17 protein-coding genes are annotated in these 19,851 nt (G+C 36.2%); 7 read left to right on the top strand and 10 right to left on the bottom strand.

Annotated features, from left to right (window positions below):
* Window positions 1-20: 20 nt before the first annotated feature.
* Window positions 21-971, bottom strand: a complete 951-nt coding sequence (locus tag B0E34_RS07470; protein ID WP_076396233.1) for a LysR substrate-binding domain-containing protein — start codon at window positions 969-971, stop codon at window positions 21-23.
* 132 nt (window positions 972-1,103) lie between these two features.
* Between B0E34_RS07470 and B0E34_RS07465 the strand changes: the two genes are divergently transcribed.
* The 5 genes from B0E34_RS07465 to B0E34_RS07445 all read left to right on the top strand — a co-directional run bounded on the left by B0E34_RS07465 (window position 1,104) and on the right by B0E34_RS07445 (window position 5,370).
* A complete protein-coding gene (locus B0E34_RS07465) occupies window positions 1,104-2,591 on the top strand; it encodes a catalase (RefSeq protein ID WP_087708302.1) in 1,488 nt (495 codons plus the stop codon).
* A 105-nt stretch (window positions 2,592-2,696) separates the two neighbouring features.
* Window positions 2,697-3,464, top strand: coding sequence for an enoyl-CoA hydratase-related protein (locus tag B0E34_RS07460; protein WP_087708300.1), 768 nt, complete (start codon window positions 2,697-2,699; stop codon window positions 3,462-3,464).
* Between the two features lie 50 nt (window positions 3,465-3,514).
* The gene (locus B0E34_RS07455; RefSeq protein ID WP_087708298.1) at window positions 3,515-3,937 is read left to right on the top strand and encodes a deoxycytidylate deaminase; all 423 of its coding nucleotides are present in this window, start codon (window positions 3,515-3,517) and stop codon (window positions 3,935-3,937) included.
* A gap of 6 nt (window positions 3,938-3,943) precedes the next feature.
* Window positions 3,944-4,858, top strand: coding sequence for a site-specific tyrosine recombinase XerD (gene xerD, locus B0E34_RS07450; protein WP_087708296.1), 915 nt, complete (start codon window positions 3,944-3,946; stop codon window positions 4,856-4,858).
* Window positions 4,855-5,370 carry an NUDIX hydrolase gene (locus B0E34_RS07445; protein ID WP_087708295.1) on the top strand — a complete coding sequence of 172 codons (516 nt, stop codon included), beginning with the start codon at window positions 4,855-4,857 and terminating at the stop codon, window positions 5,368-5,370. Before xerD ends, B0E34_RS07445 begins: the two co-directional genes overlap by 4 nt.
* A 577-nt stretch (window positions 5,371-5,947) precedes the next feature.
* Here the strand turns inward: B0E34_RS07445 and B0E34_RS07440 are convergent.
* The 4 genes from B0E34_RS07440 to B0E34_RS07425 form a co-directional block, all read right to left on the bottom strand.
* Complete coding sequence (locus tag B0E34_RS07440; RefSeq protein ID WP_087708293.1) at window positions 5,948-6,406, bottom strand: heme-binding domain-containing protein; 459 nt, start codon at window positions 6,404-6,406, stop codon at window positions 5,948-5,950.
* A 2-nt stretch (window positions 6,407-6,408) separates the two neighbouring features.
* Window positions 6,409-8,154, bottom strand: a complete 1,746-nt coding sequence (locus tag B0E34_RS07435; protein ID WP_087708291.1) for an Ig-like domain-containing domain — start codon at window positions 8,152-8,154, stop codon at window positions 6,409-6,411.
* Between the two features lie 25 nt (window positions 8,155-8,179).
* Entirely contained in the window at window positions 8,180-9,442 is a 1,263-nt protein-coding gene (locus B0E34_RS07430; protein WP_087708289.1) for a serine hydrolase domain-containing protein, read from the bottom strand.
* 151 nt (window positions 9,443-9,593) lie between these two features.
* Window positions 9,594-10,523: a 2-hydroxyacid dehydrogenase gene (locus B0E34_RS07425; protein WP_087708468.1), complete on the bottom strand. Its 930-nt coding sequence runs from the start codon at window positions 10,521-10,523 to the stop codon at window positions 9,594-9,596.
* Window positions 10,524-10,620: 97 nt separating this feature from the next.
* On the opposite strand from B0E34_RS07425, the gene B0E34_RS07420 reads away from it, so the two are divergent.
* Entirely contained in the window at window positions 10,621-10,980 is a 360-nt protein-coding gene (locus B0E34_RS07420) for a DUF1648 domain-containing protein (protein ID WP_087708287.1), read from the top strand.
* Here B0E34_RS07420 and B0E34_RS07415 read toward each other — a convergent pair.
* The 5 genes from B0E34_RS07415 to B0E34_RS07395 form a co-directional block, all read right to left on the bottom strand.
* Window positions 10,970-11,497 (bottom strand): acyl-CoA thioesterase, encoded by a 528-nt coding sequence (locus B0E34_RS07415; protein WP_087708285.1) that lies wholly within the window; start codon window positions 11,495-11,497, stop codon window positions 10,970-10,972. The two genes, B0E34_RS07420 and B0E34_RS07415, sit on opposite strands and share 11 nt — an antisense overlap.
* Entirely contained in the window at window positions 11,485-12,258 is a 774-nt protein-coding gene (locus B0E34_RS07410; protein ID WP_087708283.1) for an HU domain-containing protein, read from the bottom strand. The genes B0E34_RS07415 and B0E34_RS07410 overlap by 13 nt, the downstream gene beginning before the upstream one ends.
* Window positions 12,259-12,444: 186 nt before the next feature.
* Window positions 12,445-13,209 carry a hypothetical protein gene (locus B0E34_RS07405; protein WP_087708281.1) on the bottom strand — a complete coding sequence of 255 codons (765 nt, stop codon included), beginning with the start codon at window positions 13,207-13,209 and terminating at the stop codon, window positions 12,445-12,447.
* Window positions 13,210-13,478: 269 nt separating this feature from the next.
* On the bottom strand, window positions 13,479-15,596 hold the full coding sequence (locus B0E34_RS07400) for a TonB-dependent receptor (RefSeq protein ID WP_087708279.1): 2,118 nt from the start codon (window positions 15,594-15,596) through the stop codon (window positions 13,479-13,481).
* A gap of 319 nt (window positions 15,597-15,915) precedes the next feature.
* Window positions 15,916-16,686 (bottom strand): WG repeat-containing protein, encoded by a 771-nt coding sequence (locus tag B0E34_RS07395; protein ID WP_087708277.1) that lies wholly within the window; start codon window positions 16,684-16,686, stop codon window positions 15,916-15,918.
* Window positions 16,687-16,990: 304 nt separating this feature from the next.
* Here B0E34_RS07395 and B0E34_RS07390 point away from each other — a divergent pair, with 304 nt between their 5' ends.
* Window positions 16,991-19,774 (top strand): bifunctional aconitate hydratase 2/2-methylisocitrate dehydratase, encoded by a 2,784-nt coding sequence (locus tag B0E34_RS07390; protein ID WP_087708275.1) that lies wholly within the window; start codon window positions 16,991-16,993, stop codon window positions 19,772-19,774.
* Window positions 19,775-19,851 lie beyond the last annotated feature (77 nt).

The following is a 19,851-nucleotide window of genomic DNA, read 5'->3' as shown; positions in this document are numbered from 1 at the left end:
ATGATATTTAACATAAAACACTATTGCGGTTTTATGCTTACAAATTCTTTCGGATTTTCGTGATAATTCAGTTTTTTCTCTAAAGAATTTCTGATAGAATGCGATAATTCATCAATAATTTTCTGCTTAAAGGTCGGTTTGTAGTAAATAATGCTGATTTCTCTGTACGGAAAAGGCTTCTTAAATCTGAAAACATTCTCCTTCTGTACATCAGAAAGCTGATTAAGAGCCAACTCCGGCAAAATACTGATTCCTCCCACTTTATCCACCATGTGAACCAAAGTCTGGATATTAGAAGCGAGAAAATCTAAGTTTTTAGGCTTTAATGTATTTTCTTTTAAATGACAGATATTTTCGAATTGGTTTCTCAGACAGTTTCCTTCTTCGAGCAGCCAGACTTTTTCTACATTCAGTTCTTCCGGAACGACATAAGAATTTTTCTTGTTGGCTTCTTTCTCAGAACTGTAAATCATCAATTCTTCATTGAATAAGAAATCCTGATAAAATTCATCTGCCGCATCATAAGGTGTGGAAATAATTCCTGCATCCAATTCCCCAGCTTTCAAAGCTTTGATGATGTTGTCCGTTGTCATTTCCTTTACATTCATCTGGATTTTCGGGTTTTCTTCCAAAAATTTAAAGATTTCCGTTGGAAGGATAAAAGAAGAAACGGTAGGAATAATTCCGATATTGATGGTTCCTCCTAAAATATTGTTTAAAAGATTGGCTTTATTTTTAAGTTCATTGACAGATTCTATAATCACCTTCGCCTGATCGATGATCTGAAGCCCCACATCTGTGGTACGGATCGGGTGCGTTGTTCTGTCGAAAACCTTCACATCCAGTTCATCCTCAAATTTCTGTATCATTGCACTTAGTGTAGGCTGCGTAATGAAGCATGCTTGAGCCGCTTTCCCAAAATGTTTGTACTTATCAACCGCGATAAGATACTCGAGTTGCTGAATGTTCATCTGATTAATATTATCTATTACAAAGATAAAATGTTTTTGCCATTTGCAATTAAAAATTCAAGTAAATTTGATATTTAGTACCTTTACATAAACAAATACAGTTAAAAAATCATTCACAAAAATCATAAATCTATGGATTCTAAAAAATTAACCTTAAGTAACGGCGCTCCCTATTACGAACATCAGGATTCACAAACAGTCGGTCCGAGAGGTCCGGTATTGCTGCAGGATTTTATTTTACAGGAAAATCTTGCTCATTTTGTAAGAGAAAGAATCCCGGAAAGAATTGTTCATGCAAAAGGAACGGGAGCTTACGGAACCTTTACGGTTACCCACGATATTACCCAATATACAAAAGCAAAATTATTTTCTAAAGTTGGCAATTCATGCAGAATGTTTGCCCGTTTTTCCACGGTAGGAGGAGAAAAAGGAAGCGCAGATACAGCAAGAGATCCAAGAGGTTTTGCCCTGAAATTTTATACAGAAGACGGGAACTGGGATCTGGTTGGAAACAACACGCCGGTATTTTTCATCAAGGATGCGAAAAAATTCCCGGATTTCATCCATACCCAAAAAAGAGTTCCGAAAACGAATCTGAAAAGTGCAACCATGATGTGGGATTTCTGGAGTCTGAATCCTGAATCTCTTCATCAGGTTCTGATTTTAATGTCGGACAGAGGAACACCTTACGGACACAGACACATGCACGGTTTCGGTTCTCACACGTTCTCTATGATCAATGCTCAGAATGAAAGAGTCTGGGTGAAGTTTCATCTGAAATCCAAACAGGGAATTAAAAATTTCACTAATGATGAAGCGGTAAAAATGGCAGGAGAAAATCCAGATTTTGCTCAGGAAGATCTTTGCAATGCCATCGAGGAAGGAAATTTCCCGAAATGGACGATGTATATTCAGGTAATGACGGAAGATCAGGCAAGAGATTTCAGATGGAATCCTTTTGATATTACCAAAGTATGGTTCCAGAGCGACTTTCCGTTAATTGAAGTCGGAGAAATGGAACTGAACGAAGTTCCGGTTAATTATTTTGCGCACGTAGAACAATCTGTTTTCTCGCCGAGTAATTTAATCGACGGGATCAGCTTTTCACCCGATAAAATGCTTCAGGGAAGACTATTCTCTTATCCGGATGCGCACCGATACAGAGTGGGCGTAAATGCTCACCTGCTGGAAGTTAACCGATGTCCTTTTGCGATTAACAATTATCAGAGAGACGGATTTATGGCAGATTCAAGCCATTATCAGGATAAGCCGAACTATCATCCGAACAGCTTTGATGATATTAAGCCGGATCCTGCCTACAAAAGTTTCGAATATGAACTGGACAGTGCTCATGTAGCAAGTTACAACAGAAATGAAAATGATGACGATCATTACACCCAACCCGGATTATTATATACAAAGGCAATGAATACGGAAGACAGGCAAAACCTTGTAAATAACATTGTTGGAAGCATGAAAGGAATCACGGGACCGAAAAAAGATGAGATCATTAACAGACAGTTATGTCATTTTTTCAGAGCTAATATCGAGCTTGGAATGAAAGTGGCATCTCAACTGAATGTGGTTATTGATGCAAATATGATGAACCACACAAAATAAGTATCTTAAACAATAATTTCAATCAGAAGGAAAAAAAGTCAATATTTTTTCCTTTTTTTTATAAAAAATTCATAATTTGCACAGAATAATATTTTAAAGTGGAAAATGGGTTACGAAAATATATTATTAAATAAGGAAGATAAAATATCTATTATTACAATAAACAGACCTGAGAGTTTAAATGCACTTAATGCTAAAACAATCAGCGAATTAAGTTCAGCTTTGGACGAGTTAGATTCAGACCAATCCTGCAGAGTAGTTATTCTTACAGGAAGCGGTGAAAAATCTTTCGTTGCAGGAGCAGATATTAAAGAATTTAGTGATTTTGGACAGGAAAAGGCAGAAGAACTTGCCAAAAACGGACACAATACTTTATTCAACAAAATTGAAAATATGACCAAGCCGGTAATTGCAGCCGTAAACGGTTTTGCATTAGGCGGAGGTCTTGAGCTTGCCATGGCTTGCCACATCAGATACGCATCGGAAAATGCAAAACTGGGACTTCCGGAAGTAACTTTAGGATTAATTCCCGGTTACGGAGGAACCCAGAGATTACCGAAGCTTGTAGGAAAAGGCATTGCCAATGAAATGATCTTCTCTGCCAAGATGATTCCTGCTGCAAAAGCAAAAGAAATCGGACTGGTAAATGAAGTATATCCAATAGAAGAATTATTAAACAAAACAAAAGAATTAGCCAACGTTATTGCCCACAATTCACCAATGGCAATTTCCAAAGCAATTCAAGCTGTAAACTTATCGGACACGGATAAAGGTTTTGAAACTGAGATTAAATATTTCGGAGAGCTTTTTGAAATGGACGACAAAAAAGAAGGAGTTTCTGCTTTTCTTGAAAAAAGAAAGCCAAGCTTCTAGCCTTTTTTACCCTTAATACAAATTATTTCGAAACAAACAAATGCGGCGGTATGAATAAGTTTGACAAAGCTTATCTAAAAATGGCTAAGGAATGGGCAAAACTTTCCTACTGTAAACGAAAACAAGTAGGAGCTCTTATCGTAAAAGATAGGATGATTATTTCAGATGGTTATAATGGTACTCCTTCAGGATTTGAAAACTGCTGTGAGGACAATGACGGCAAAACACACTGGTACGTACTTCATGCAGAAGCGAATGCTATTTTAAAACTGGCAGCTTCCACGCAATCTGCAAAAGGCGCAACACTGTATTTAACGCTCTCACCCTGTAAAGAATGCAGCAAGCTCATTCTGCAGGCGGGAATCACCAGACTTGTCTACATCAATGAATATTCGGATGACGACGGGATATCATTTTTAAGAAACCACGATATTGAAATAGAACAAATTTCGGAAAGTGAACTAAAAAAATAACACAACATGACTTGGGATGAAAAAATTAAGGATTTTGAGATCTTTCTTCGATTCGAGAGAAACTTTTCAGAAAACACTCTCGACGCCTATATTCGAGACATCAAAAAACTAAAAGAATACGCAGAAGAAGATCTGGGCAACGTCGGACCGGATACTATAGGCTACGAAAATCTGCAGGAATACATTTTCAATCTTTCCAAACAAAAATTCAGCGAAAGATCTCAGGCAAGATGGATCTCTTCCATTAAAGCATTCTTCAAATTTTTACTGGAGGATGAATACCGTGAAGACAATCCGGCTTCTTTGCTTGAAGGTCCTAAACTGGGTCTTTACTTACCGGATACCTTAAGTCTTCCCGATATCAATAAGATTATCAGCGCGATTGAGGTAAATTCCGACCTTGGAAAGAGAAACCAGTGTATTATTGAAGTTCTGTACGGATGCGGACTCCGTGTTTCGGAACTTATTGATCTGAAAATTTCCAATATCAATTTTAAAGAGCAATATATTAAGGTAAACGGAAAGGGAAACAAAACACGTTTCGTTCCTTTAGCAGATTATACGGCAGATCTTTTGGAAAATTACATTCAGGAAGTACGTTCTAAAAGTAAAATTAATAAGAAATACGAAGACACTTTATTCCTGAACAGTCGCGGAACGTCGATGTCCAGAGTAATTGTATTTTTAATTATAAAAGAATTAACAGACAAGGCGGGTGTAAGCAAAAAAATATCACCGCATACATTCAGACATTCTTTTGCAACCCATTTGCTTCAGAATGGTGCAGATCTTCGTTATATTCAGGAAATGCTCGGACATTCCAGCATTACGACGACAGAGATCTACACCCACCTGAAAACAGAGGAGCTGCGTGATGTGATCTTGTCTTATCACCCGAGAAATATTAATGTAACTCAATGAAAATACTGAAATATTGCCCCAACTGCGGCAAAGAATCTTTACAGTGGGATGGAGAAAGAAAATGGAGCTGCCAAAACTGTGGTTTCACATTATACAACAACGTTGCCGGAGCGGTAGCTGTGGTAATAAGATATAATGATGAAATTTATCTTACAAGAAGAAACAGAGATCCTAAAAAGGGAAAACTCGATCTTGCAGGAGGTTTTGTAGATCCAAAGGAAAGTGCAGAAGAAACCTGCAAAAGAGAACTTTTTGAAGAGCTGCAGCTGGTTGTTGATATTTCAAATTTAAAGTACTTAACGAGCCTTCCAAACGTCTATCAGTACAAAGAGATTGATTATAATACCATTGATCTTTTTTATGAATACCGCGTTCCGGAAAAATTTGAAGTGAATCTTGAACTTTCTGAAATTTCAGAAGCAGTCTGGATTCCTTTAAAAGAACTGAATCTCGAGGATATCGCTTTTGATTCTCAGAAAAAGTTTTTTGAAGAGTACCTGAAGAATATTTAATATTCCTGAAATATATTTCTCCCGCAGATTTTACAGACATCTACTAAATATGTAAAATTTGCGGGAGATTTTTTATGCTTTTGCTTTGCTTGATCAACATAAATTAAACTCAGTTCAGGATAAGAAATAAATTTAAAAAATTGATTTATAGCGTTGTATTATTTTATCGCAAAGAAAAACAAAAGATTTTTTTTAATTATTAAAAGTTGGTAAGCTAAACAAAGGCACTTCGTTTATTTAAAAAAGACAAAAATGGTATTACTTGGATAAGTTTTACGCCTTTGTATATCTTAAAAACTGAATTCCTGATAATTGAATTTCTTTGTTTAACCTTGCGGTTAAGAAGACTTATCTCGAACTCTGGTTAAATTAAAGATTCTTAAGTTGATTTTCGAAATCTGATTATTTTATCGCAAGAAAAACGAAGAAGTATTCTCTGAAATGCTTTTAAAATAAACAATGTCGCTTCACTTATCAAAGCAATACAAAAAGCGATTGATTTTCTGAATAGAATAACAATGAAAATCAAATAGTTAAACTATTTATCTTTTTAAATTCTTATGACGATTAAATACGATTAATAAGTTTTGGATTTCAGCATCTGATCAAAATACTGAATCAGTAAAGCTCTTTCTGCATCGGAGAGATTAGCTTTCTTGTGATAAACAATATAACCCGGCATTGGCATGGTTTTATTCTGAATAGTCTGGATCGACTTACTCAGCATACTCTGCTTTAAATCTTTATTATAGGTTTCCCAAATTGAAAAATTAAGATGTTCTCTTCCTTCGTTGATATGACTTTTCACAGACCATGAAATCGGTGCGATGTAAGCATATTTAGGGTAAACCGTTTCGTTGGTATGACAATCGTAGCACGCTCCTTTCAACAATTCCTGAATTTTTGCAGGTGCTTTTTTAGCATCCACAAAATTCACTTTGTGATCAACCGGAGGATTTACTTTATCTGTTGAAATAAACTGAATTAAAGCAAATCCCAGCAAAGTCCAGAAAAATATTTTCTTAAATGTTTTCATATTTATCTTGAAGGCGTTACCAAAGCATCATTTCCTTTCAGATCAAGCTTATTAGCATCTTTCGGCTGAGATTTCGGCTCTGCTTTCGGTGTGCTTATTTTTGACGGATCCAGAACTCTTGTATCTTTCAGATCCCAGTTTTCGTTGCTGTCCCAAAGCGGTCTTACGATGGCTGTTTTGTAGTAAATGTAGGAATCTTCCGCGAAAGTTTCGTTCTGGAAATCTGCTTCATCCCAGAAGCCGTTTTCGTTATTATCTGCCAAAATCCTTACGATGTATTCTCCGGGTTTAAGAATATCAAATTTCACCTCGCTTCCTTTGGTATATTTCTGGAACAATACTTTATCTGAATTATCCAATAACTGAAGCCAGTAGCTTGATTTCGGAGCATTCTGAAGGATGAATTTTAAACTTCCGAAATTCTCAACTTTATCCACTTCAAAATCGAAACGTTTCGACTGATAATTTTTTGCAAAGAATGATGAAACGGTTTCTTTCGGAATGGTAAGCTGATATTTTTTACCTGAAATAAAATCCGCTTTCACCAAAATCTGATACGGATTTTTCTCTGAGATTTTTGCGGTAAAAGGAACAGTGTTCAATGAGTCTCCTGCAACTCTGAAAATCCATTTATCAGTGTTTATTTTATCTACGTAATAATTGGAAAGGATTTTAAAGTCTTCTTTCGGAGGAAGCATTGCACCGCCGTTATCGCTGTTGATGTCCATTGCGTTTTTCGCATTGTATCTGTAAAACAACGAGGCGTTGTAAAGGCTGTCTTTTTTTCCGATACCTGCATTGTACCCGAACTTTAAATTCTCATTTGTAGTCTGTCCTACATCACTTTTCACGGCATCAAACCAGATTCTTACGGAATCAGACTTCGGAGCGTGGGTTACCTTGTAATCCTTTATTTTCTCGTTTAAAGGTTTTACGGTTACTTCATTCGGTTTTCCTTCGAAAGTCATCACAACACCTCCCGGAGCTTCTTTCATTTCAAGGTATTTCACCGGCTTTTTAGACGGATATAATTTAAGATTTAATCCTGAAACCGATTTTTCTACGACAACAGGATCTTTCTGAAATCCTACTTTCTCTTTTCCCGCATCGTAGATGGAATTTCCGTTTTCATCTTCAAATGCGATGATTTTATATTTTCCGGCAGCAAGATAATTCAGTTCAAAATAGCCATCATCATCAACTTTCGTAATGTAGTAAGGTTTCTGTCTGTAATTGATGGTGTCTTTTACCTGATATAATCCGACAACAAATTTATTTTCACTGGCTTTTTTAATGGATAAAGCATCTCTTACATCCCCGCTTACATAAAGATCATCAAGCTTATCTCCCGTCGAAAAAGCAAAATTGTAATATCTCAGAATATTGGCTTCATTATTATCTGCAATAGAATTTCCGAAATTAAAATTGTACGTTGTATTTGCCTGTAAAGTATCTTTCCACTGGATCAGGATAAACTTGTTGGCAATATTGGAAGGAACAATTCTGGTGATGTTTTTAATCGGCGGAGAAATATTCAGGTTTTTGTTGATGTCTTTTAACGTAATGTATTCGTCAAAATCTATTCGCAATTGCTTTATATCTCTCGGCACATTTACTCTTGAAGAATCTATATTTGAGCTTAAAAACTTCGGAGCCAAGGAATCTTTTGCGCCTCCTACAGGCGAACCTACTCTTGCACAAGACTGCAAAAGAAAAGCGAAAACCAATAAAAAAAGGATTCTTTTCATGAAGATGTTTACGCAAAAATAAACATTATTCTCCATAAACTTCACTATGACCTTTTAATGTATCGCGATCATCGCTCATTACGCTGTGAAGCTTATCTTTCTGAGGCGGAAAATCTTCGAATAATCCAGACAAAGCCAAAGCTGTATACACTCTGTTGGAGTATTTATTTCCGATGGCAATAATGGTAACTTTAGATTTCAGAAGATGCGCAAAAACGGAATTCGTTCCGTGCCACCAACCGTTGTGATACGTGAGTTTTTCTCCGTTATCAAAAATTTTCATCCTGAAGCCGAAACCGTAATTGTTCATGCCGAATTTTTCATTGCTGTAAGGCGTGAAAACCTGCTGCATCAATTCAGGCTTTAAAAAATCTTTCGAAAACATTGCTTTTGAAAAGCTGTATAAATCTCGCGGTGTGGTATATACATTTTTATCTCCGTAAATTAAATCCAGCCTGTCCAAAGGATACAGTTTATTTCCTCCGTAATAAAAAGATTGTGACGCCGTCGGTATATCTTTTTCCTGAAAAATATAGGAGTTTTTCATTTTCAGAGGATCAAAAACCATTTCTTTCATTGCCTGAGGAAAAGGAACTTTCGTTACTTTTTCAATAATTAAAGCTAACATAGCAAAATTGGTATTGCAGTACATAAATCCGGTGTCTGTTTCTCTTGCCAGATCCGGTTTATATTTAATGATCATATTCAAAATATCCTCATTGGTAAGGAACGTTTTTGAAAGTTCTGCGGGAGCCGGCTGAATTTTCGTGATGAAGTATTCATATTTCGGAAGACCGCTTCTCTGGTCTAGTAAAGTTTTAACGGTAACATTCGGATAAGGGAAACCCGGAAAATACTGGGTAAGATGATCGGATAAATTCACTTTTCCTGCTTCAACGAGTTTCAGCATTGCCATTGCGGTTAATGTTTTTGAAACGGAAGCGACATGAAGCGGCGTATTTTTATCAATCGGGTTCTGATTTCCTTCTCTGGCAAAGCCTCTGTAATTTTCGTAGATGATATTATCTCCTTTCGCGACTAAAATTCCCCCGCTCAGATCGCCGTTTTCCCAAACTTTCTGATAATAGCTGTTGATATAATTTGCCAGTGAAGCCTTATTGACAACCTGATTTTCGGCAGGTGTAAAAACGTTGGCTAAGTCTACATTTCCGTAATTGGGAAGATTGGTCGTGCTTTCAATGACACTGTCCTGATTTTCAGATTTTTTTTTGCAGGAAAAAAGGAATAAAAAGGCAGATAATACAAGGATAAAATTACGCTTCGTCATGAGTTTCGAAAATGAGCGGCAATTTAATAAAACTCAAAATAATTCGTATCTCCTGAATGGAAATTATGAATTATTTAACATAAATAAAAATGAAAAATAATTCATAAATAGTATCGTCAAAATTTATTTCTAATCTTACTGAATTTCAAGGCTAAGCAAACTGTGCCACAATTTTATCGACAATCACCTGCGCCAGTTTTTCCTTGCTCTGAACCGTCCATCCTGCAATATGCGGAGTAACAATTACTTTCTCGGATTCCAGAAGGTACTGAAGGTCTTCATTTTCTGTTTCCAGATTTTCGAAAGAGGATTTTTCGTATTCCAAAACGTCAAGACAGGCTCCTTTTACTTTACCCGCTTTTATTGCCTCAACTAAACTTTTCGTTTCAACATTCTTTCCTCTTGCTGTGTTTACAAAATAGAAATTGTTTTTCATCTCAGAGATAAACGAACCATCCACCAGATAATAGGTCTGTTCCGTTAGAGGAATGTGTAAGCTTACAACTTCGGCTCTTTCCTTTAATTCTTCCAAAGAAACCTGTGTTGCAAATTCATCCGAAAGATTAGGAAGAATATCATGAAAAATCACTGTACAGCCAAAACCTGAAAGTCTTTTTGCCGTAGCTTTTCCCATATTTCCGTAACCGATAAGTCCCACTGTTTTTCCCAACAGTTCGTCGCCTCTGTTTTCTTCACGAAGCCAAATGCCGTTTTTCACTTCCTGCGATGCGATAAAAAGCCGGTTCATTAAAATCAGCAACATCCCGACAACGTGTTCTCCCACAGAATCCCTGTTTCCTTCCGGAGAATTGATCAGTTGAATTCCCAGTTTTTCAGCCATCGGAATGTCTATATTTTCCATTCCTGCTCCTACTCTTGCAATGAATTTCAGATTTTTAGCTTTTTCTAAAAAATTCTTATCCAAAGGAATTCTGCTTCGGATGATAATTCCGTCGTAATGTTCAATTTTAGCGCAAACCTCATCATAAGAAGAGCTGAAATCTTCTTCCAGAATAAAGTTTTTAGCTAAAAGCTGTTCGGTAATTAAGGGGTGGTTTTTATCGAGGAGTAAAATTTTCATGGAAGACATAATTCTTTATATTTGCTGATGCAAAGGTAAGATTCAAAGTTTTAGAAACCGCTTTTGTGAAATAGAATTTTTCAATTTTTCCATCAAAATGAAATTATATAAAGTCATTTTCAGTTTCTCCATTTTGCTGTTTTTGGGTTACCTAATTTTTTTAGCGGTAAAATTTTCTTCAATTCGTGAAACGATTCCAATTCACTATTCTTCTGAAGGTGCAGATGGTTTTGGGAGTAAAATTTTTCTATGGTTTGAAGCAGCAATTAATGCCATCATTTTAATTTTTATTGGTTTAATCTTACTATTTCCTGAAAAAATGTTCAGAAAAACGGATGAATATTTAGAATCATCATTGGAAGCAGCAATAAAAAACCGACAAATATTTCTGTCGGTTCTATCTGTATTGATAACTCTAGTATTTTGCGGATTGTCTTTGAAAGAAATTATGCCGTAGTATCTTCTTGGAAAAGCTTTTTAAGCTCAATAGATTCAGAGGGTTTCATTCTTCCGGACAGAATCAGAGAAAGTTCTTTTCTTCTCAGTGCTGCTGCATATCGTTCTTTTTCAAGATCTGTTTCAGGTTCCATATCTGGAATCGGGATCGGTCTGTTGAACTCATCTACCGCAACGAAGGTATAAATTCCTTTGTTGGTCTGAATTTTTTTATGATTGATCGGATCATCCAGCCAAACATCTACATAGATTTCCATTGAGGTGGAAAAAGCTCTGGAAACTTTGGATTCCATCACAACAATTCCTCCTTCCGGAATCGGATGATCGAATGAAACGTGATTTACGGATGCCGTTACGACTCTTCTTTCGCAATGTCTTGTTGCGGAAATCGAAGCACATCGGTCCATTCTTGCCAATAATTCTCCTCCGAAAAGGTTTCTCAATTGGTTGGTATCATTCGGAAGTACAATATTCGTCATCACCGTCAGAGATTCTGACGCCTTTTTTATTTTTGCCATTTCGTTGTCTTAGTGTTGTTTTGAGTTGCCGGAACTTTTGCCGCATTTTGCACTGCAGGCTGAACCGCTTTTGGAACCACAGAATCTTTCTTTAAAGAATCTGCAACCGGAACCGGAGTAATTTTTGGCTGAACTTTTACCGTGTCCTGAATTCTGTGGGTTTTTGTCTGTACAGAGATATTGGCTTTGTCAAAAGATTTCTCTCCGAAAAGAAGTTCCTGCTGCGTGTATGCTACGTATACGATTCCTAAAATCGGGATGATAACCAGAAAAGCCCAAAGAATAGATTTATTAAACTGATAATCTTTTTCGGTATTCAAAGAAGTTTCTGACTGAGTGTTTTTATTGCTGATATCAGAAATCTTAATTTCTTCCAGACCATAAAAATCCGGATGATCCGACTGCAGTCTGTTTCCTTTGAAGTGCGTTTTGCCGTCTTCTACAAACAGAACTCCCAAACCCTGAATTTCAAGCGTCTGATCTGCCTGCAGTTTTTTCTTCCAAAAATCGGTCTGAATCTGAAGATCTGTTTTTGAAGCTTCCAAAGTCATCTGTTTCTGCCCCGCAATAAAAGATGCCAAATCATCAGACTTTACTTCATAATCGGGAGTGTAGACGATTTTGCTTGCAGGAGGAAGAATGCTCCCATTTTCGGAATTGATAATGGCTTTGGAATTTTCCAAAGAAAAAACGCCAAAATCCGGAACAATAACGGTCCCGAATTGTTTCAAATATTCTAAAATGTAAGCTGAAATATTCATTTGGCAGCAAATTTATGACTTTTTGAGTAAAAAATAGATTAAAATATTTCATGCTTAACTGTAACCAAATTTATTTTTAACCAATCATATAATTCATCTAATGAATAAGGATTAGATTTTCATGTGTATGACTTATTCTTCTGACAATAATTTGTTGTAGACTGTAGATATTTCTATTTTAATTTCTTAGATATGCCCCATTGAATTTTCTACATACTTTGCCACATAATTTAGTATTAATGTTCTCTTTTTTGTTTTTCTGTTGTAAACTATATTAACTAAAAAATCATCAGGATACCATGCAACAAAAAGAATATCATAATCTTTCGGATTTTTTCTCCAAACATTTCTTATATATTCATCTACTCTAGAAATATTATCCTTTGATTTTGGTTTATAATCACATAACTCGAAAATACTTCTCCTATCATATGTTTTAATTTTCTTATCTAGTTCTTTTGATAAGATTGCGTTTTTTTTATCGTCTTTAATATTTCCTTTACTTTGAATCAGCTTAAAATAATCTTCACTTTCTTTTGAGATAAAGAACAAATACGATTTTGAAGAGATTGTTTCCGGATACAACTTTTTGGAGTTATGATATAATTTTGGAGTTAATAATATATGAGAATCATCAATTAATTGATAACTTCCAGATATTGATTTGTATATATCTAAACCACAGGTTGAGCCAGAATCACGTGAGTCAAATTTACCATCACTATCAAAACTTAAATAATATAAATAATTTGTCTTTTGATCTTTTTTTAGAGGATATTTAATCAATCTATATTGATAAATATTAACAGAATCTAATCCAATTATTCTGTCAATATAAAAATTCTCATTGAGAGGAAATTTTTGTGCATTTAAAATGAACGGAAATAAGAATATTAAACTTAAAATATATTTCCTTTGTCTATTATAAAAGTTTTTATTTATATTTTCCATTTTTCATCTGCCATTTCTAAATGGTGTTTTTGATTACTGTAGTAGGAGCAGATTCCTAGACTATGGCTTTATAAGACATATATTTATCCGTGTCTTTTTCTCAAAAGTACATAAAATTTTTAGCGTCGGAGCAGAACTCTATCTTAATGAATGTGATAATTACAATTAAAATCTTACTCAGAAGCGGGTTTACTAATAAAAAAGACTGCCGAAGCAGTCTTAAATCTAACTTTACATTCTATAATTAATCTTAAATATAGCCTGAATGTTTACTGAATTTTCCAGCTGATCCCAAACATAAAATTCGTTCCTGCCTGAGAAAAATAATACGGAGAACCGTCATAAACAGCTCCATTGTTCACATACTTTTTATTGAATAAATTATTAACCAAAAGCTTCAGAGCAATTTCATTATTTTTAATTTTAAACTGATACTGCGCATTAAAATCGGTTAAAAAATAATCTTTAAGCTGTAAATTTTCATCTTCCGAATTATCCAGATATTGTTTTCCGACATACTGATTCATCAATACAAACTGGAAATTCTGTGTCGGATTGAATTTCAAACCTAAATTGGCAATCACATCCGGAGAAAAAGAAATCTGCGTATTTCCGAGATCTTTAACACCAGCTTCTGTTTCCACTTTAAAATCTAAATTTCTGTTGTTGCTGAAACTCACATTTCCGGAAAGCTCCCACTGTTTGGAAAGCTTTGCCAAAGCTCCAAGCTCAATTCCGCTTCTGTAACTTTTCCCCGAATTTGTTCTGATGAAAGCCCCCACATTATTCAATTCGCCATTTAAAACCAACTGATTCACATAGTACATATAATATAAGTTCGCGGTAAAAGACACTTTTCCGAACTGCTTCTCTACTCCGGCTTCGAAATCGTGTAGCTTTTCAGCCTTTACTTCATTGTTTGCCAACAGATCATCTCTGTTCGGTTCGCGGTGCGCATGAGCATAAGAAACGAAAATTTTTCCTGCTGAAATTTTATAGTTGATCCCCGCTTTTGGATTAAAGAACAGCCAGTTTTTATTTAAATCAGCGCCTTCTCCATCTCCAGCAGTGATGATTTTTGTATCGTAATCTACATTTCTCAATTGCAGGTCTCCGAAAAATTCAAAATCATTCATTCTTACCAATGCTTTGGCAAAACCTGAAACTTCGTTTTTCACAGAGCGGTTTCTGTAATATTCATGTTCATCAATCTGGGGAAGAAAAACGCCCGTTACATTTCCGAAATGTCTTCCGTAATATTGATTGGCAACGGCTCCGAAGTTCACATCAACTGTACCCAATTTTCCGTAAAGCGTGGAAACAACTCCGTAAAAATCGTTATCCAGCCATTTTTTTCTGATGAAATCCGTTCTCGTTAAGGTTTGAGAACCGTTGATGAAATTAGGAAGATTATATTTCGAAAATTTAGCGTCCTGCTTATAGTTTTCATAATATCCTTTTCCTTTGGTGTAATGTACCGTTGTTTCCAGATTCCATTGAGCATTAAATTTCTGCTCCCAAAGCAACTGATAATGGTTTTGTCGGTAATTATCCGTTTCATTATCATAAAATCCGACGATGTTTTCCCAGTTCGAATCGTAAATTGCTCCCGAATAATTAAATTTAGGATCGGTTTCCCATGTTTTGCGGTCGATTCCGTTCCAAGCCTGATAGGTTTTTTCTTTTCCTCCGAAAGCCATCAGACGAATTCTTGTATTTCCTTCCTCATACAAAGCGGTCAGATTGTAAGAATTTAATTTTGAGAAAGCGCGGTCTATATATCCGTCAGAATTAATGTGGGTATATCTTCCCATCACAGAAAGACGGTTTCCCCAGAGTTTTCCGGAACCTATTTCCGCAGAATATTTATAGGTGTTGAAAGATCCGTAACTGTCGTCTGTTTTAAAATAAAACTTCTCTTCAGGATCTTTGGAAAGTACATTGATACTTGCTCCAAAAGCCGCAGAACCATTATTGGAAGTTCCCACCCCTCTCTGAATTAAAATCTGTGATGCCGAACTCGTAAGATCCGGAACATTCACGAAAAATGTCCCCTGACTTTCGGAATCATTGTACGGAACACCGTTCATCATGACATTGATGGCACTTCCCGCAACTCCACGAATCCGGAATCCTGTATACCCCACTCCGTTTCCGGCATCTGAAGTTGAAATGATGGAAGTCTGATTCTTCAGTAAAATCGGAAGATCCTGTCCTAAATTTCTGCTGTCCAGATCTTTCTGAACATTGATGATTTCTTTAGCAACAGGAAGTCTTTTGGTAAAATTAACAGCTTCAATTTCCCTTACTTTCAGGGAATCGGAATTCTGCGCCTGTAAAAAAGCGAAAGAGCCAACGGTAAGCCCTAAAAAAAATAATCCTTTCATTCTATAAATCTTTAAAATTTAATGAATAAAAGGGGCGGATTATGATGAGGAATTGGTAATCGGTAATAAGTAATATGATGAGGATTACTCATTGCTCATTACCTATTGCTCATTTTTAATTTCCCTAAACGGCATTACCCGTTCCAGGTTCATTGGGTATAATCTCAGCTTGCTACAGCACCCCTTTATTTCAGCCGCGAAATTACGAAAAATTTACCAACTGTGGGAAATTACGTTTTTCCAACCTATTTTTTCACCAAGATCATTTAATGAAAAACTTGTGGTATTTGTGAAAGATTTTTGAAATTCTTATTTAAATTTAATAGGTCTTATTCTGCGAATCTACATAGTAATAATTCTTACTGTCTTTTGAAACCTCGAACATTTTACCAAGCTTCCAGCTAAAATTTCGTTTAATATCAGAATATTCAAACGGAATAATCACCTTTCCGTTCACATCCACCACTCCGAAAACATTATTTTTTGAAGCAATAATCATGGGATTGGCAACATCATCACCTTCTAAAATAAAAAGATAGTCGTATTGAGGATAAATTTTAAACTGTTTGTAGTCATAAGGATTTTCAAACGTCGCTTTTTCGATGATTCCGAAAAAACCATTCATCGTATACACCTGAAAAAGCTGCTGAACATATTCTTTGTGAGGACATTTTGCCAAATCGGACTGTTTATACTGATACACCCTTTTGCCTGTTCTGTCGACACGGTAAGAAATTTCATCTTTTTCTACCGTTGCATAATCCGCAGTCCCGAATTTTCTGAGTTTTACATTAGGAGAGTTCAGAAGATTACAGTCTTCGTAGAAAAATACCGCAATGTGATATTCCGGCTGGATGATGAATTTTCCTTTTTGGTTCACATATCCGAATTTACCATCCTGTTTTTTCGGGATTAAAAGCGGAAGCTCTTCGTTGATGATCGGAAAATCACTATTCTGCTTTGTCTTTTCTGGTAATTTTTTAACCGCAGTTTTAGAGACTGTCTTTGAAGGCAATTTCTTCACATTTTTCGTTTGTGAAAAAACAAAAACCGAAATAAAAAGGAATAAAACCGAAGCTGCATTTTTCATAATCATCAATTGTTTGCAAAAATATCGCCAAAAATAGAAAATATAAAATAGATATTTATAAAGAATCTAAATAATTTAAACTTGAAAAAATTGTAAAATTCCGTAAATTTGGGCACGTTTTCAGGCATTTATTATGACAGATGTCTTAAAGAAGTCATTTTTAATACACTATCTAAAAATTTCAGCTTCTTGTTTAGATCAGAAAAAATAAAAATAATAATTCCGCCGGAAAACACACGATGATAATCTTCTCGTGAATAATGTTGATTATCATCCGATTAAGATTGAAAAGATTTCTATTATTATGAATATTTATCAGGATTACATCCAAGAGATTGAAGAAAGAAAAACTCAGGGGCTTCATCCAAAGCCGATTGACAGTGCAGAATTATTAAGCGAGATCATCGCACAGATTAAAGATACAGCAAACGAGTACAGGGCTGATTCTCTTAAATTTTTTATTTACAATACCTTACCCGGAACCACGAGTGCAGCCGGTGTAAAAGCTAAATTTTTAAAAGAAATTATTCTTGGTGAATCTGTAGTAGAAGAAATCTCTCCGGTTTTTGCTTTCGAATTGTTATCCCACATGAAAGGTGGAAAATCTATCGAAGTATTGTTGGATCTTGCTTTAGGCAACGATGAAAATATTGCAAGACAGGCTGCAGAAGTACTGAAAACACAGGTTTTCCTTTATGAAGCAGATACAACCCGTCTGAAAGAAGCCTTCAATATCGGAAACGAAATTGCAAAAGAAATTCTTGAAAGCTATGCAAAGGCAGAATTCTTTACAAAACTTCCTGAAGTTGCTGAAGAAATTAAAGTGGTTACTTTCATCGCAGGGGAAGGAGACATTTCTACCGACTTACTTTCTCCGGGTAATCAGGCGCACTCAAGATCAGACCGCGAATTACACGGTAAATGCATGATTACGCCTCAGGCGCAGGAAGAAATCAAAGCTTTACAGGCAAAACATCCGGATGCAAGCGTAATGCTTATCGCAGAAAAAGGAACAATGGGGGTTGGTTCTTCGCGTATGTCAGGTGTAAACAACGTTGCACTTTGGACAGGAAAACAGGCAAGTCCTTATATTCCTTTCGTAAATATTGCTCCTATCGTTGGAGGTACTAACGGAATTTCACCAATCTTCCTTACAACAGTAGACGTAACCGGAGGTATCGGAATCGATCTTAAAAACTGGGTAAAGAAAGTAGACGAAAACGGAAACGCTGTTCTTAACGAAGAAGGCGAACCTATTCTTGAGCAGACTTATTCTGTTGCAACGGGAACGGTTTTAACCATCAATACCAAAGAGAAAAAATTATACAACGGAGATCAGGAACTTATTGATCTTACAAAATCTTTCACACCGCAGAAAATGGAATTCATTAAAGCGGGTGGATCTTACGCCATCGTGTTCGGTAAAAAATTACAGACATTCGCTGCTGAAGTTTTAGGAATCGAAGCTCCGGTTGTTTTTGCACCTTCTAAAGAAATTTCTCACGAAGGACAGGGACTTACTGCGGTTGAAAAAATCTTCAACAGAAATGCAGTAGGGAAAACTCCGGGTAAAATCTTACACGCAGGTTCTGATGTACGTGTGAAAGTAAACATCGTAGGTTCTCAGGATACTACAGGTTTAATGACTGCTCAGGAACTGGAATCTATGGCTGCAACGGTAATTTCTCCGGTAGTAGACGGAGCTTACCAGTCCGGATGCCACACCGCTTCAGTTTGGGATAAAAAAGCACAGGCTAATATTCCTAAATTAATGAAATTCATGAACGAATTCGGTTTGATCACAGCGCGTGACCCGAAAGGTGAATATCATGCAATGACAGACGTTATTCACAAAGTTCTTAACGATATTACCGTAGACGAATGGGCAATCATCATCGGAGGAGATTCTCACACGAGAATGTCTAAAGGAGTTGCTTTCGGAGCAGATTCAGGAACTGTTGCCCTTGCTTTGGCGACAGGAGAAGCGTCAATGCCAATTCCGGAATCTGTAAAAGTAACATTTAAGGGAACCATGAAAGAACATATGGATTTCCGTGATGTGGTTCATGCAACTCAGGCTCAGATGCTGAAACAGTTCGGAGGAGAGAACGTATTCCAGGGAAGAATTATTGAAGTTCACATCGGAACACTTCCTGCCGATCAGGCGTTTACCTTCACAGACTGGACGGCTGAAATGAAAGCAAAAGCTTCCATCAATATTTCTGAAGATGCTACTTTAATCGAGTCTCTGGAAATTGCAAAAAGCAGAATCCAGATTATGATTGATAAAGGAATGGATAACCACAATCAGGTTCTTCAGGGATTAATTGACAAGGCTAATAAAAGAATTGAGGAAATCAGATCCGGTGAAAAACCTGCTCTGACTCCGGATTCCAATGCTAAATATTACGCTGAAGTTGTTGTAGATCTTGATGCCATCGTAGAGCCGATGATCGCCGATCCGGATGTAAACAACGAAGATGTTTCTAAAAGATATACGCACGATACCATCAGAGATTTAACGTATTACGGTGGTGAGAAAAAAGTAGATCTTGGTTTCGTCGGATCTTGTATGGTTCACAAAGGAGATCTTAAAATTGTTTCTCAGATGCTTAAAAACATTGAAAAACAAAACGGTACGGTAGAATTTAAAGCTCCGCTTGTGGTGGCTGCTCCTACTTATAACATCATTGATGAATTAAAAGCGGAAGGCGACTGGGAATTTTTAGAGAAATATTCTGGTTTTGAGTTTGACGATAATGCTCCTAAAGGCGAAGCTCGTGTTGAATACAAAAACATGATGTATCTTGAAAGACCGGGATGTAACCTTTGTATGGGGAATCAGGAAAAAGCAGCGAAAGGAGATACGGTTTTAGCCACTTCTACGCGTCTTTTCCAGGGAAGAGTTGTTGAAGATTCTGAACGTAAAAAAGGAGAATCTCTTTTGGCTTCTACTCCGGTGGTTGTACTTTCTGCGATTATGGGAAGAATTCCTAGCATCGATGAGTATAAAACAGCGGTTGAAGGAATTGACCTTACTACTTTTGTTCCTTCTATTAAAGAACTTACAAGTACAAGCGCTCACTAAAAGAGTTTACAAAGAAGCCATAAAGGCTGTTTTAACAATTTATAGAATTGAAAGATTTTACTCGTAAAGATGTAGAA

This window comes from Chryseobacterium mucoviscidosis (genome assembly GCF_002177115.1).
GTDB lineage: Bacteria > Bacteroidota > Bacteroidia > Flavobacteriales > Weeksellaceae > Chryseobacterium > Chryseobacterium mucoviscidosis.
This window is presented reverse-complemented; position numbering and strand designations above follow the sequence as displayed.